Below are 14,253 nucleotides of genomic sequence, written 5' to 3' on the forward strand. Positions count from 1 at the left end.
CGTGCCGCCGCCCGGCGTCAGCTCTTCGTCCGGAACTTGTGGATCGCCACCGGCGCCATCACCGCGGTGATCGCCACCGACCAGGCGAGCGTCACCCACAGGTCGTGCGCGACGGGACCGCCGATCATGAGTCCGCGCGCGGCGTCCGCCAGCGTGGACAGTGGGTTGTAGTCGGTGAAGGTCTGCAACCAGCCCGGCATCGAGGTCGTCGGCGCGAAGATCGACGAACCGAACTGGAGCGGGAACAGCACCAGGAAGCCCATCGCCTGCACCGACTGCGCGCTCTTCATGACCACGCCCAGGGTGAGGAACACCCACATGATCGACGAGGCGAACGCGGTGGCCAGCGCGACGGTCGCGAACAGGCCGGGCCAGTTGGTGATGTCGAAGCCGACGGCGACGGAGACGAGCATCAGCACGGTCGTCGCGAACAGCATCCGCATCAGCTCGACGGAGATCTTCGCGAACAGCACCGAGCCGCGCCCGATCGGCAGCGACCGGAACCGGTCCATGACACCGGAGTTGAAGTCCTGGCTGAAGCCGGTGCCGACCCCCTGGGACAGGGTCATGCTCATCATCGCGATCATGCCGGGGATGACGTACTGCACGTACTGGTCCTGGCCGCCGCCCAGCGCCTGCCCGATGGAGCCGCCGAAGACGAACACGAACAGCAGGGTGAAGATGACCGGCATCAGCAGCGCGTCGGCCATCGACTCGGGGTCCTGACGGATCCACAGCAGGTTGCGGCGGACGAGGGCGCCGGTGTGCCGCAGATGCCCGCGCAGCGGGATCCGGACGTCGTCGGCGGGCTTGGCGGTGTCGGCGGGGGTGAGAGTGGCGGCGCTCATACGGCGACCTCCTCGCGGGTCTCGGTGGGCACGGTGTCCTGCGGTGCACTGGCACGGTGGCCGGTGAGGGACAGGAACACCTCGTCCAGGCTGGGCAGTTCGGTGGTGATGGCGGAGACGGTGATGCCGCGCGCGGTGACCGCGCCGACCACCGCGGTCAGCTGCTCGTCGCTGAGGATCGGCACCAGCAGGGAGCCGGACTCGGGGTCGACGGTGGTGGTGGCGAGGCCCGTGATGCCGAGGCCGTCGAGATGACCGGCGAGCGGGCGCAGGTGCAGCGGATCGGCGGGCCGTACCCGCAGCGTCCGGCCGCCGACCTTCGCCTTCAGCTCCTCGATACCGCCGCCCGCGATGACCTTGCCGCGGTCGACGACGGTCAGCTCGGAGGCCAGCTGCTCGGCCTCCTCCATGTACTGGGTCGTGAGCAGGACGGTGACACCGTCGCCGACCATCCGCTTGACCTCGTCCCACACCTCGTTGCGGGTGCGCGGGTCGAGGCCGGTGGTCGGCTCGTCCAGGAAGAGCACCGCGGGGTGCCCGATCATGGAGGCGGCCAGGTCGAGGCGGCGGCGCATACCGCCGGAGTAGGTGCTCGCCGGGCGCTTGGCGGCCTCGGTGAGCGAGAACCGCTCCAGCAACTCGTCGGCCCGGGTGCGGGCCTCCTTGCGGGGCAGGTCGAGCAGCCGGCCGATCATGTAGAGGTTCTCCCAGCCGGGGAGCTTCTCGTCGACGGAGGCGTACTGCCCGGTGAGCCCTATCACCCGGCGCAGCTGCCGCGGCTGCCGTACGACGTCGTATCCGGCGACCGTGGCGCGGCCGGCGTCGGGGGAGAGGAGGGTGGACAGGATCCGTACGAGGGTGGTCTTGCCGGCGCCGTTCGGCCCGAGCACACCCATCACGGTGCCCTCGCGCACGTCCAGGTCGACGCCGTCCAGCGCCTTGGTCTCGCCGTAGTGCTTGACCAGTCCCCGCACGGAAACGGCGGTGTCGGCGCCGCTGCGGTTGTTGTCGATTCGCGTCATGCCGAGAACGGTGCCAGGGCCCACCGACAAACGACCTACAGCCCACCGACAGCCGCCTACAGGCCGCCTACAAAGCCAGCAGCCCGCCGATGGGGGAAGTCGGCGGGCTGCTTCTGTACCGCTGTGGCTCTTAGTGGACGCTGTGCTCTTCCAGCGGGAACGTCCCGCCGACCACGTCCTCGGCGAACGCCTTCACCGCGTCGCCCATGACCGTGCGCAGGTCGGCGTACTGCTTGACGAACTTCGGGACCCGGCCGCCGGTCAGACCGAGCATGTCGGTCCACACCAGCACCTGCGCGTCCGTCTCCGGACCCGCGCCGATGCCGACCGTCGGGATGGCCAGCGTGCGGGTGACCTCGGCCGCGAGCTCGGCCGGAACCAGCTCCAGGACGACCGCGAAGGCGCCGGCGTCCTGCACGGCCTTCGCGTCGCGCAGCAGCTGCGCCGCCGCCTCCTCGCCGCGGCCCTGGACGCGGTAGCCCATGGCGTTGACGGACTGCGGGGTGAGGCCGATGTGGGCCATCACCGGGATGCCGGACTCGACGAGGAGCCGGATCTGGTCGTACGACCGCTCGCCGCCCTCCAGCTTGACCGCACCGACCCCGGCGTCCTTGATCAGCCGGGTGGCCGAGCGCAGGGCCTGGACAGGGCCTTCCTGGTACGAGCCGAAGGGGAGGTCGGCGACGATCAGGGCGCGGGAGGTGCCCCGGACCACGGCCGCCGACAGCATGGTCATCTCGTCCATGGTGACGGGGACGGTCGACTCGTACCCGAGCGCGACGTTGCCCGCGGAGTCCCCGACGAGCAGGACCGGGATACCGGCCTCGTCGAAGACCGACGCGGTCCCCGAGTCGTAGGCGGTGAGCATGGGCCACTTCTCGCCGCGTTCCTTGGCGAGGGCGAGGTCCCGGACGGTGAGGCGGCGGGTGCCCTTCCCCCCGTACAGCGCTTTGCTGCCGTCGGAGGGCTTGGTCTGGGCAGCCGAAAGCTGCGTCATGGCAACGGCTCCTTCGTCATCTCGAGGCGCCCTGACGGCGTCCCCGGATCCCCTCCATGGTGGCACCTCGTGCCACGCGCGGCCAGAGCGGGTGGCGGGACATGAGTCACGCGTCGAGTGACTTACGTCCGTCGCCCTAGGTCCGGCGGCAAGGACTCCGTAAAGGCGGTTAAGGGCTGCGTAAGGTCTCCGTAAAGGAATTCGATACGAGACGGTTCCGTATCGGAATTCGCCTAGGCTCGACGGCATGACCTCTCCTGCCGACCACGCCGCGTCCGGCCCGACCGTTCCCGAGGCCGTGCACCGGCGTCGCTGGGCGATTCTCGGCGTGCTGATGCTGAGCCTGCTGATCGTGGTGCTCGACAACTCGATCCTGAACGTCGCGATCAAGACGATCTCGACCCCCGCTCCGACCGGCCTGGGCGCCACGCAGAGCGAGCTGGAGTGGGCGATCAACGCCTACACCCTGGTCTTCGCGGGCCTTCTGTTCAGCGCCGGGCTCCTCGGTGACCGGCTCGGCCGCAAGCGGGTCCTGCTCGGCGGGCTCGCCGTCTTCGGCATCGGCTCGGCGCTCGCCGCCACCGCGGGGTCGCCGACCGAGCTGATCGCCTTCCGCGCCGTCATGGGTCTCGGCGCCGCGTTCGTGATGCCGGCCACCCTCGCCGTCCTCATGAACGTCTTTGAGCGCGAGGAGCAGCCCAAGGCCATCGGCATCTGGGCCGGCGGCGTCGGCCTCGCCATCGCCATAGGGCCGATCACCGGCGGAGTGCTCCTCGACCACTTCTGGTGGGGCTCGGTCTTCCTCATCAACGTGCCGATCGTGCTGCTCGCGCTGGCCCTGATGCTGTGGCTGGTGCCGGACTCCCGTGACCCCAACCCGGGGCGCATCGACCCGATCGGCGTCGTGCTGTCCGTCGTCGGACTGGTCCTCCTGGTCTACGGCATCATCAAGGGCGGCCAGCTCGCCGACTTCACGGACCCGGCGGTGCTGTCGACCATCGGCGCCGGTCTCGCCGTACTCGTCGCGTTCGTGGTGTTCGAGAAGCGCAGCGACCATCCGTCCATCGATGTCACCTACTTCAAGAACAAGGTGTTCTCGGCCGCCATCGCCGCCATCGCGCTGGTCTTCTTCGCGCTGATGGGTGTGACGTTCTTCTCCGTCTTCTACACCCAGAGCGTGCGCGGCTACTCACCCCTGCAGACCGGTCTGCTGATGCTGCCGCTGGCCGCCGCGCAGATGATCTTCGCGCCGCGGGCCCGGCTGGTCGTCGACCGGTTCGGCAACAAGGCCACCACCACGGCCGGACTGCTGGTCATCGCGGCGATGCTGGCCGCGTTCGCCGGGTTCGAGTCGGACACGCCGATCTGGGTCCTGGAGGTCGTCTTCTTCCTCATGGGTGCCGGCATGGCGCACATCATGACCCCGGTCAGTGTCGTCATCATGCAGGCCCTGCCGCGCGAGAAGGCCGGTTCCGCGTCCGCGCTGAGCAACACCTTCCGTCAGCTCGGCGGCGCCCTCGGTATCGCCGTCCTCGGCTCGGTCCTCTCCACGGCGTACCGCAGCGGCATCGAGGACAAGCTCGGCCTGCTCCCCGCCGGCGCCCGTCACACCGCGGGCGAGTCCATCGAGGCGACCCTCGGCGTTGCCGAGAAGCTCGGCCCCAAGGGCGCCGTCCTGGTCGGCCCGGCCCACGACGCCTTCCTCCACGCCATGCACATCACCGCCCTGTGGGGCGCGGGTGTCGCCGTGGTCGGCGCGGTCGTGGTCGCCGTGTTCCTGCCGGGCAAGCCTCCCACCGACGAAAAGGACGCGCAGGGGCGGGAGTTGGTCCCCGCGGCGGAGTGACCGGGGCACGCGCGCGTGCGTACGGGGGAAAATCGCCCCACACCACAGAAGGGACCACCGACGTGACCAGCCCCGCCGACGCCAAAGGCGCCCCGGCCCGGTCGGGAGCCCCCCGGCGGCCGGGCGCACCGGGGGCCGGGCCCGCCCGCGGCAGGCCCCGTAGTGAGGCCGTGGAGCGGGCCATCGTCGAGGGCGTGATGAAGTTGCTGGAGGAAGGGGTGCCGCTCGCGGAGCTCTCCATCGAGCGCATCGCACGTACCGCCGGGGTCGGCAAGGCCGCGATCTACCGGCGGTGGAGCGGCAAGGAGGAGCTCTTCGTCGACGTCGTACGGACGGCCGAACCGCCGGACCCGGTGCTGCCCGGCACCTCCATGCGCGACGACCTCGTCGTGCTGCTGGAGTCGTTGCGGCAGCGCGGGCTCGTCCGCCGGACCTCGGCGATCCTGCACAACGTCCACGCCCAGATGAAGAGCAGCCCGAAGATCTGGTGCGCCTACCACGACGCCGCCATCGCCCCCCGGCGCCGCGTCGGCATCGAGGTCCTGCGCCGCGGCCGGGACAACGGCGAACTCCGCGCCGACGTCGACCTGGAACTCGTCAACGACATGCTCGTCGGCCCCATGCTGGTGCGCACCTTCATGCGCCCGGACGCCGACCTCCCCGAGGGGCTGTCCGAGCAGATCGTCGACACCATCCTCGAAGGGCTACGTCCCGTCAGCTCACCGCCCGTCAGTTCGCCGACCCCGTAACCCTCGTGTGCGCGTTTCGTCACAGACCGCGCTTTCCCCGGCCGTGTTCGGAACTTCGGACGGTGACTTGTACGTCCTCGTGCGGGTACGGCCGTCATGGGACGGCGGGATCAGAACCGATCATCCCCTAGGGTCTTGAGGTACCGGGGGGACGGACGGATGCACGGCAGGCAGTGAGGCGACACGGTATGGCTCAGCAGGCGTACATGGAGGAGACGGACAACGGAGGCTCGGGGCCCGAGCGCCGGGGATCCAGGCTCCGACGCCTGCGGGACGCGCTGCTCGGCGGCTGGCGGGGCGACCCGCGGATCTGGCGGCGCGGACTGGTCCTCGCCGCGCTGGCGCTGCTCATCGCCCTGGTCATGCTGATGCACTCACGGATCCCCAACCGCATCGGCAACCTCGGCAGTCTCACCGAGACCTTCCTGCCCTGGCTGGGCCTCGCCGTCCCCGTCCTGCTGGTCCTCGCCGTCGTCCGCAAGTCGGCGACCGCCCTGATCGCGATCCTGCTCCCGGCGGTCGTGTGGCTGAACCTCTTCGGCGGGCTGCTCACCGACAAGGCCGGCTCCGGCGGCGACCTCACGGTGGCCACCCACAACGTCAACGCCGACAACCCCGACCCGGCCGACACCGCCCGCGACGTCGCCGCGTCCGGCGCCGACGTCCTCGCCCTGGAGGAGCTGACCTCCGCCGCGGTCCCGACGTACGAGAAGGCGCTGGCGGGGACGTACAAGTACCACTCGGTGCAGGGCACCGTCGGACTGTGGAGCAAGTACCCGCTGACCGGGGTGAAGCCCGTCGACATCAAGCTCGGCTGGACCCGGGCCATGCGGGCCACGGTGACCACGCCCGCCGGGCAGGTCGCGGTCTACGTCGCCCATCTGCCGTCGGTGCGGGTGAAGATGGAGGCCGGGTTCACGGCCCGGCAGCGCGACAAGAGCGCCGACGCGCTGGGCGAGGCCATCGCCGACGAACCGCTGGAGCGGGTCGTGCTGCTGGGCGACCTCAACGGCACGATGAACGACCGCGCCCTCAACGCCGTCACCTCCCAGCTGCGCTCCACCCAGGGCGCGGCGGGCAGCGGGTTCGGATTCAGCTGGCCGGCCTCGTTCCCGATGGCGCGGATCGACCAGATCCTGGTCAAGGGCGTCGAGCCGGAGACCTCGTGGACCCTGCCGGAGACGGGCAGCGACCATCTCCCGGTGGCGGCCCGTGTGACGGTCGACACCTCGTCCTGACCGTATGGAATACTGGGCCCGAAAGGCTTTGTTCCGTAGCTGAACATAAGCGCCGCGGAACTTGACCTTGAAAGGCACAGGCACCTCCATGCCCCTCGCCCTGCTCGCCCTCGCCGTGGGCGCCTTCGGGATCGGCACCACCGAGTTCGTCATGATGGGCCTGCTGCCCGAGGTCGCCGACGACCTGAACATCTCCCTCCCCACCGCCGGCCACCTGGTCTCGGCGTACGCGCTCGGCGTCGTCATCGGCGCCCCGCTGCTCGCCGCGCTCACCGCGCGCATGTCCCGCCGTACGGTCCTCATCGCGCTGATGGCCCTGTTCGTCGCCGGCAACGCGGCCTCCGCCTTCGCCCCCGACTACCACTGGCTGCTGCTCGCCCGCTTCGCCAGCGGCCTGCCGCACGGCGCCTTCTTCGGCGTCGGCGCGGTCGTCGCCACGACCATGGTCGCCCCCGAGCGCAAGGCCCGGTCGGTGTCGCTGATGTTCCTCGGGCTGACCGTCGCCAACATCGCCGGCGTGCCGGTCGCCACGCTCATGGGCCAGCACCTCGGCTGGCGGGCCACCTTCCTCGGGGTGAGCGCCATCGGCCTCGCCGCGATCGCTGCCCTGGCCGCCCTGATCCCGCACGACCGCGTGGCGCCGGCGCACGGGGGTCTGCGCGGCGAGCTCGCGGCCCTGAAGTCCCTCCCCGTCTGGCTGGCCCTCGGCACGACCGTCGCGGGCTTCGGCGCGCTCTTCTCCGCGTACAGCTACATCACGCCGATGCTGACCGACTCCGCCGGGTACGCCGACACCAGCGTCACGCTGCTGCTCGCGCTGTTCGGCGTGGGCGCCACGGCCGGCAACCTGCTGGGCGGACGGCTGGCCGACCACGCGATGCGGGCGACCCTGTTCGGCGGCCTGGTCTCGCTGGTGGTCGTCCTCGGCGCCTTCCCGCTGCTGATGAGCACGCCGGTGAGCGCCGCCGCGGGCGTCGTCCTGCTCGGCGTGGCCGCCTTCGTCACCGGCTCGCCGCTCCAGCTGATGGTCATGGAGAAGGCCTCCTCGGCCCCCTCACTGGCCTCCTCCGCCAACCAGGCCGCCTTCAACCTGGCGAACGCCGGCGGTGCCTGGATCGGCGGCCTCGCGCTGGCCGCGGGGTTCGGGGTCACCTCCCCGGCGCTGGCGGGCGCGGTGCTGGCGGTGCTGGGGCTCGCGGTGGCGGGCGTGGCGTACGCGGTGGACCGGCGCCGGATGCCGGTGGCGGTACGCGAGCGGGTCGTGGCGGCGCATCTGCCGCAGGCCGCGGAACTGCTGCGGCACTGAGCCGTCGTACCCCCGACGCGCAGCGCGGGTGCGAGAGGCTGGGCGGCCGGTGCCTCGCCGGCTGTGACACGGCTGTGGCCGGAGGAGTGGCTTCCGCCACAGCTCGCCGGTCCCGGTGCTGATGGGGTGAGCCGATGCAGCGAGCAACGCGCCCCGGGCGGACGGCGACGTGACCTTACTCGTGGTCTTCGTGACCCTCGTCGTCTGCCAGGTCGCCCTGCGCGGCTGGGTCGCGCTGCCCCGGCTGCCCTGGGCCGTGCGCAGCGCCGTCTTCTGGGCGGCGCCGCTCGCGGCGGGAACGTGGCTGGTCGTCGTGACGGCGGACGACGCCGTCCTCTTCCCCGACACGGCCCCGTGCCCCAGGGAGCCCATGCGCAAGGGCATCCTGGGCGACGGGGCCGTCAGGGGCGTCTCCACGGTGTTTCCACCGCGGGCGTACTGCCGTTGGGAGGACGGCACCACCTACGAACTCGCGAGCGGCGCCGAGTTCTTGTTCTGGCTGTTCTTCGGTGTGGTCGTCCTGTCCCTGGCGGCCGGCCTCTGGCACGCGCTGCGCGCCCCGCGGGAACTGCTCTGAGTGTCAGCGATCGGCTGCCAGTTCCTCGAACCGCTCCAGATCCCGCAGCCACGCCCGCGCCGAACTGTCCGACGGCGCACGCCAGTCACCGCGGGGCGACAGCGAGCCGCCCGCCGAGACCTTCGGGCCGTTGGGCATCGCCGAGCGCTTGAACTGGGCGAAGCCGAAGTAGCGGCGGCAGAAGACCGCCAGCCACTTGGCGATCTCCGGCAGCTCGTACGCCACCCGCTTGGCCTCGGGGAACCCGGGCGGCCACGCGCCGGCCTCGGCGTCCCGCCAGGCGTGCCAGGCCAGGAAGGCGATCTTCGACGGGCGGAAGCCGTAGCGCAGGACGTGGAAGAGCGTGAAGTCGTGCAGCGCGTACGGGCCGATCTTCGACTCCGTCGACTGCATCTCCTCACCCGGCACCAGCTCCGGACTGATCTCCGTGTCGAGGATCGCGGCGAGGGTCCTGCCGGTCTCCTCGCCGAACTGGCCGCTGCTGATGACCCACCGGATGAGGTGCTGGATCAGCGTCTTCGGCACGCCGCCGTTGACGTTGTAGTGGCTCATCTGGTCGCCCACGCCGTACGTCGACCAGCCGAGCGCCAGCTCGGAGAGGTCACCGGTGCCGAGCACGATGCCGCCGCGCTGGTTTGCGAGGCGGAAGAGATAGTCGGTGCGCAGGCCCGCCTGGACGTTCTCGAAGGTGACGTCGTACACCGGCTCGCCGGACGCGAACGGATGCCCCATCTCCGCCAGCATCAGCCGCGCGGTCGGCGTGATGTCCAGCTCGGCCGCGGTGACGCCGAGGGAGTTCATCAGCTTGTGCGCGTTGTCCTTCGTGTGGTCGCTGGTGGCGAAGCCGGGCAGTGTCCAGGCCAGGATGTCGCTGCGCGGGCGCCCGGCGCGGTCCATGGCGCGGGCGGCGACGATCAGCGCGTGGGTGGAGTCCAGACCGCCGGAGACACCGATGACGACCTTCGAGCCGCCGATCGAGGCGAGCCGCTGCTGGAGGCCCTGGACCTGGATGTTGTACGCCTCGAAGCAGTCCTGGGCGAGCCGGGCGGCGTCGGCCGGCACGAACGGGAAGCGTTCGAGGCGCCGCCGCAGCCCCAGGTCGGTGAGCGGCGGGTCCAGCTCGAAGCAGACCGTGCGGAAGTCACCCGTCCGGGCCCCGTGCGTACGGCGGTTGTCGTCGAACGTGCCCATCCGCAGCCGCTCCTGCCGCAGCAGATCGAGGTCCACGTCGGCCACCGCGTACTCGTCCCCGAGCGGGAACCGCTCTGTCTCCGCGAGCAGCACGCCGTTCTCGTAGACCATCGTCTGGCCGTCCCAGGACAGATCGGTGGTCGACTCGCCCGACCCGGCCGCCGCGTAGACGTACGCGGCCAGACAGCGCGACGACGCCGAACGGCACAGCAGCTTGCGGTCCTCGGCCCGTCCGACCGTGATCGGGCTGCCGGACAGGTTGACCAGCACGGTCGCCCCGGCGAGGGCCGCCTCCGCGCTCGGCGGCACCGGCACCCACATGTCCTCGCAGATCTCGGCGTGGAGGACGAGGCCGGGCACGTCGGACGCCTCGAAGAGGAGGTCCACGCCGAACGGCACCTCGGCACCGCCGACCCGGATCGACCCGCCGCGCTCGTCCGCGCCGTCACCGATCTGCCGACGCTCGTAGAACTCGCGGTAGTTCGGCGGGTACGACTTCGGTACGACGCCGAGGACCCGGCCGCGGTGCACGATCACCGCGCAGTTGTAGACCCGGTTGCGATGCCGCAGCGGGGCGCCCACCACCAGCACCGGCAGCAGACCAGCGGACCCGGCCACCACGGTCGCGAGCGCCGCCTCGACCTCGTCGAGCAGCGCGTCCTGGAGCAGCAGATCCTCGATGGAGTACCCGCACAGCACCATCTCGGGAAAGACCGCGACCGCGACCCCGTCGTCCGAGCACCGGCGGGCGTGACGCAGGACCGCGTCGGCGTTGGCGGGCGGATCGGCGATGACGGTGTGACCCGTGCAGGCGGCGACACGCGCGAACCCGTGCTGATAAATCGACCAGAAGTTCAGTGGAGGCACGAAAGCCAGTGTAATCGTCAGAGAGACGCGATGGGGTGGCGTGGGCATTGGGCACCCACACCACCCCGTTCACACAGACGCCCCTAGGGGCGCGGGGAACTGCGCGACCAGCCACAACGGAGCCGCAGCCGGAAGACGACCTATCGCCGCTTGTACGACTCCACGTAACCGCCCGCAGGCGTACCCACGCCGGTCACAGGGTCATACCCCTTCACCGCGACCAACGAGCTGTCCTTACCAAGCGACCGCACAGATGTCGCCAGACCGTCCGTCGCGTCATACCCGTTCACGAAATCCACGCGAGCCACCGCGAGCCCCGACCCCGTCGGGTTGTCCGTGACGTCGTGGTACACCTTCGACCCGTACTTGGCGTAGATCGACGGGTTCGCGAACCCGATCGCCTTACCGCCGCGCGCCTCCTGCGCCAGCGCCTGCACGGCCGCGATCACCGGCGAAGCCAGCGACGTGCCGCCGATGCGGTACTCGCTGTACTTCTCGGAGCCGTCCGGGAAGGTCTGCGTCTGGCCGACCTTGAAGCCGGTGTTGGGGTCGGCGATCGCGGAGATGTCCGGGACCACCCGGTTACCGGCCGCGTTGTTGGCCTTCGCCAGCGCGTCCGGGACGACACCCTTCTGGTAGAAGGGCTCGGCGACCGTCTTGCTGGTGCCGCCGCCCGCACCGGAGGTGAACGCGCCGGGGAAGTTGGTCCAGCTCTTGCCGTCCGCGGACAGCGTGGCCTTCTCGGTGCCCCAGCCGGTCTCCCACAGGTACTTGTCGCCCTTGCCGACGGCGAGGGAGGTACCGCCGACCGCCGTCACCCACGCCGAGTTGGCCGGGGTGTCGACCTGCTTCGTGCCGGTGTTGGCGACCTCGTCGCCGTTGTCACCGGAGGAGAAGTAGAAGCCGATGCCCTCGACCGCGCCGAACTGGAAGACCTGGTCGTAGGCGGCCGCGAGGTCGGGCGTCTGGTTGGCCTCGATGTCGCCCCAGGAGTTGGAGACGATGTCGGCGAGGTGGTTGTCGACGATCTTGCTGAGGGAGTCCAGCAGATCGTCGTCGTAGCAGGACGCCGCGCCCACGTACGTGATCTGCGCGTCCGGCGCGACCGCGTGCACGGCCTCGACGTCGAGGGTCTCCTCGCCGTACCAGCCGGAGGCGTCGCACTCGTCGGCACCGGTGTGCGTGTAGTTCTTGGGCAGGACCTGCTTCAACTGGCCCGTGGTGTAGGCCGCGTCGCCGTGCTTCTTCGCGTAGGTGGCCGCGTCGTAGGCGATGGTCGGGGAGGCGAACGCGTCCGTGATGGCGACGCGCACCCCCTTGCCCGTGTACTTGCCCGCCCCGTAGGCGGCACGCAGCTGCTTGCCGGTGTAACCCTGCACGGCGTACGGGATCTTGGTGCCGTACGCGTCGGGCAGCGTGCTCGCGATGTTGGAGCCGTAGTACGACGAGAACGGGCCGGAGTTCTTGAACACGGCTCCGGGGCCCGGCAGTTGCTCGTCGCGGTCGGCCTTGTGCGGGGCGTTGTCCAGGCCGGTGACGGTCAGGACGGCACCGTTCAGGCTCTCCGGCGCGGACGCCGACTTCGAGGGCGCGCGGTAAGTCTTGCTGCCCTTGGTGTAGTTGTGCAGCTGGGTGCCGAACGCCTTCTCGGCGGCGGCCACGTCACCGGTGACGGAGACGTAGTGCTGCGAGACGCCGGTGACCTTCAGACCGGCCGACGTCAGCCAGGACTTCACGGCCGCGACCTGGGCCTTCGTCGCGCCGAAGCGGGACTGCGCCTGGCCGGCGCTCAGATATCTGCCGTACGACGCCGAGGACGGGTCGGACACCGACTTCGCGTACGCGGCGAGGCCGGCCGCGTCCCTGCCCGCCAGATAGACCCGGGCCGAGACCCGCGAACTGTCGGCGGTGGCACCCTTGTCGGCCTTGGTCGTGGCCCACGCGGGCTTCGTTCCGGTCAGCGTGTCACGGGCCGGGGAGTCCGAGGCGTGCGCCGCGGGTATACCGAGCGCGAGCGCGCCGGCGATCATCGGCAGTGTCGCTGCCATGCTCACTCCGGCGCGCGTTCTTGCGCGGTTGGATCTCATGGAACCCCCTGTATGCGGTTCGTCGCGAGTGGATCACTCGCCGGGGCCACTCTTTCGACGAACCGTTCATGCGAGGGGAATACGAATCCCAAGAAGAGCCCAATTAACCTAATGACAAGGCCATTTGAGGGTTAACGCGCTATGAGGACCGAGGGGAAACCCTCTATGGCGAGCCGCCGCGCGCTATGAACGCGGTTTCGCGCCCCGCTCCTTGAGCATGTCCGTCATCAGCTCGATCTCGGACTCCTGGGCGTTCACCATGCCCTGTGCGATGTCCTTCTCCACCTTCACCGTGCAGCGCGCGACACAGCCCTCGGCCATGTGGATGCCGCCCTTGTGGTGCTCGGTCATCAGCTGCAGATAGAGGATCTCGGCCTGCTTGCCGCTGAGCTTCCGGAGTTTCCCCAACTCGGTGTTGGTCGCCATGCCCGGCATCAGCGCGCCGTCCTTGCCGTCGGTCATGCCGCCCATGTCCATCCAGGTCATCGGCGGGTCGGACGACACCTTCGGCAGCTCCCACAGATCCAGCCAGCCCAGCAGCATGCCGCGCTGGTTGGCCTGCGTCTGCGCGATGTCGAACGCGAGCCTGCGCACGTCCTCGTTCTCGGTGCGGTCGCGCACGATGAACGACATCTCCACCGCCTGCTGGTGGTGCACAGCCATGTCCCGCGCGAAGCCCGCGTCCGCGGAGTCGGCGGTGGGCGTGGCCGTGGAGTCGTCGCCGTCGGCGACCGCGTAGGTGACCGCGCCGGCCGCGACGAGCACTGCCGCCGCGGTCCCCGCGATCCAGCCGACCTGCCTCACTGCGCCTTACCGCCCGTGCACACGGCGCCCTTCTCCGGCGTCTGCTCGCCCTGGACGTACTTCTCGAAGAACTTCGCCACGTTCGGGTCGCTGGCGCTCGTCACCGTCCGCTGGTGGCCCCACGCCGTCAGCATGATCGGGTCCGCCTGGTCCTCGTACGGGCTCATCAGCGTGTACGGCGTCGCCTTGACCTTCGTCGCGAGCGCCTCCACGTCGGACTTCTTGGCCTTGCTGGTGTACGTCACCCAGACCGCGCCGTGCTCCAGCGAGTGCACCGCGTTCATGTTGTCGAGCGCCTTGGTGTAGACGTCGCCGTTGCAGTTCTGCCAGACCGCGTTGTGGTCACCGCCGGCCGGGGGCGTCATCGGGTACTTCACCGTCTTGGTGACATGCGTCTGGCTCAGCTTCGCCGACCACGTCTTCACGCCGTCCTTGCCCGTGGTCCAGTGCCCCGGGTTCTTCGAGTCGGACGCGGTGCTGCTGTCGTCGTCCTGCGACTGCACGAGCACGACGGCGCCGACGACGAGAGCGGCCACGACCGCCACGCTCGCCCCGATCGTGAGAAGCCGGTTGCGGCGCTCGCGAGCCTGCTCGGCCCGCCGCATCTCGGCTATACGCGCCTGCCGTGCGGCGGATTCCTTCTTCTTGGCGGAGCCCATGGGGTTGTGTCCTTCTGGGGAAAGGGGGCCGATCGGGTCCGCTGATCGTAATAGGGAGGACC

The 14,253-nt window shown here is 70.2% G+C and carries 12 protein-coding genes; 5 read left to right on the forward strand and 7 right to left on the reverse strand.

The genetic code is table 11. The features are described 5' to 3' along the window. Nucleotides 1-17: 17 nt before the first annotated feature. The 3 genes from OG885_RS31940 to panB form a co-directional block, all read right to left on the reverse strand. The gene (locus tag OG885_RS31940) at nt 18-848 is read right to left on the reverse strand and encodes an ABC transporter permease (RefSeq protein WP_399965929.1); all 831 of its coding nucleotides are present in this window, start codon (nt 846-848) and stop codon (nt 18-20) included. After that, a complete protein-coding gene (locus OG885_RS31945) occupies nt 845-1,870 on the reverse strand; it encodes an ATP-binding cassette domain-containing protein (protein ID WP_399965930.1) in 1,026 nt (341 codons plus the stop codon). The genes OG885_RS31940 and OG885_RS31945 overlap by 4 nt, the downstream gene beginning before the upstream one ends. 130 nt (nt 1,871-2,000) lie before the next feature. Next, nucleotides 2,001-2,867 carry a 3-methyl-2-oxobutanoate hydroxymethyltransferase gene (gene panB, locus OG885_RS31950; protein ID WP_405737726.1) on the reverse strand — a complete coding sequence of 289 codons (867 nt, stop codon included), beginning with the start codon at nt 2,865-2,867 and terminating at the stop codon, nt 2,001-2,003. A 247-nt stretch (nt 2,868-3,114) separates the two neighbouring features. On the opposite strand from panB, the gene OG885_RS31955 reads away from it, so the two are divergent. The 5 genes from OG885_RS31955 to OG885_RS31975 all read left to right on the forward strand — a co-directional run bounded on the left by OG885_RS31955 (nt 3,115) and on the right by OG885_RS31975 (nt 8,583). Next, nucleotides 3,115-4,713, forward strand: a complete 1,599-nt coding sequence (locus OG885_RS31955; protein WP_405737727.1) for an MFS transporter — start codon at nt 3,115-3,117, stop codon at nt 4,711-4,713. A 197-nt stretch (nt 4,714-4,910) separates the two neighbouring features. Next, nucleotides 4,911-5,462 (forward strand): TetR/AcrR family transcriptional regulator, encoded by a 552-nt coding sequence (locus OG885_RS31960; protein WP_405742967.1) that lies wholly within the window; start codon nt 4,911-4,913, stop codon nt 5,460-5,462. Between the two features lie 188 nt (nt 5,463-5,650). Further along, nucleotides 5,651-6,700: an endonuclease/exonuclease/phosphatase family protein gene (locus OG885_RS31965; protein WP_405737728.1), complete on the forward strand. Its 1,050-nt coding sequence runs from the start codon at nt 5,651-5,653 to the stop codon at nt 6,698-6,700. Between the two features lie 88 nt (nt 6,701-6,788). Continuing rightward, nucleotides 6,789-8,006, forward strand: coding sequence for an MFS transporter (locus tag OG885_RS31970; RefSeq protein WP_405737729.1), 1,218 nt, complete (start codon nt 6,789-6,791; stop codon nt 8,004-8,006). Between the two features lie 169 nt (nt 8,007-8,175). Beyond that, on the forward strand, nt 8,176-8,583 hold the full coding sequence (locus tag OG885_RS31975; RefSeq protein ID WP_405737730.1) for a hypothetical protein: 408 nt from the start codon (nt 8,176-8,178) through the stop codon (nt 8,581-8,583). A gap of 3 nt (nt 8,584-8,586) precedes the next feature. Here the strand turns inward: OG885_RS31975 and OG885_RS31980 are convergent, their stop codons facing one another. From OG885_RS31980 to OG885_RS31995, 4 genes are all read right to left on the reverse strand, one after another. Further along, complete coding sequence (locus OG885_RS31980) at nt 8,587-10,641, reverse strand: NAD(+) synthase (RefSeq protein WP_405737731.1); 2,055 nt, start codon at nt 10,639-10,641, stop codon at nt 8,587-8,589. 140 nt (nt 10,642-10,781) lie between these two features. Further along, a complete protein-coding gene (locus OG885_RS31985) occupies nt 10,782-12,689 on the reverse strand; it encodes a protease pro-enzyme activation domain-containing protein (protein WP_405737732.1) in 1,908 nt (635 codons plus the stop codon). Nucleotides 12,690-12,911: 222 nt separating this feature from the next. After that, nucleotides 12,912-13,532 (reverse strand): DUF305 domain-containing protein, encoded by a 621-nt coding sequence (locus OG885_RS31990; RefSeq protein WP_405737733.1) that lies wholly within the window; start codon nt 13,530-13,532, stop codon nt 12,912-12,914. After that, nucleotides 13,529-14,191, reverse strand: a complete 663-nt coding sequence (locus OG885_RS31995) for a DUF3105 domain-containing protein (protein ID WP_405737734.1) — start codon at nt 14,189-14,191, stop codon at nt 13,529-13,531. Before OG885_RS31995 ends, OG885_RS31990 begins: the two co-directional genes overlap by 4 nt. Nucleotides 14,192-14,253: the final 62 nt, after the last annotated feature.

It is taken from the genome of Streptomyces sp. NBC_00028 (assembly GCF_045041065.1).
Lineage (GTDB): Bacteria > Actinomycetota > Actinomycetes > Streptomycetales > Streptomycetaceae > Streptomyces.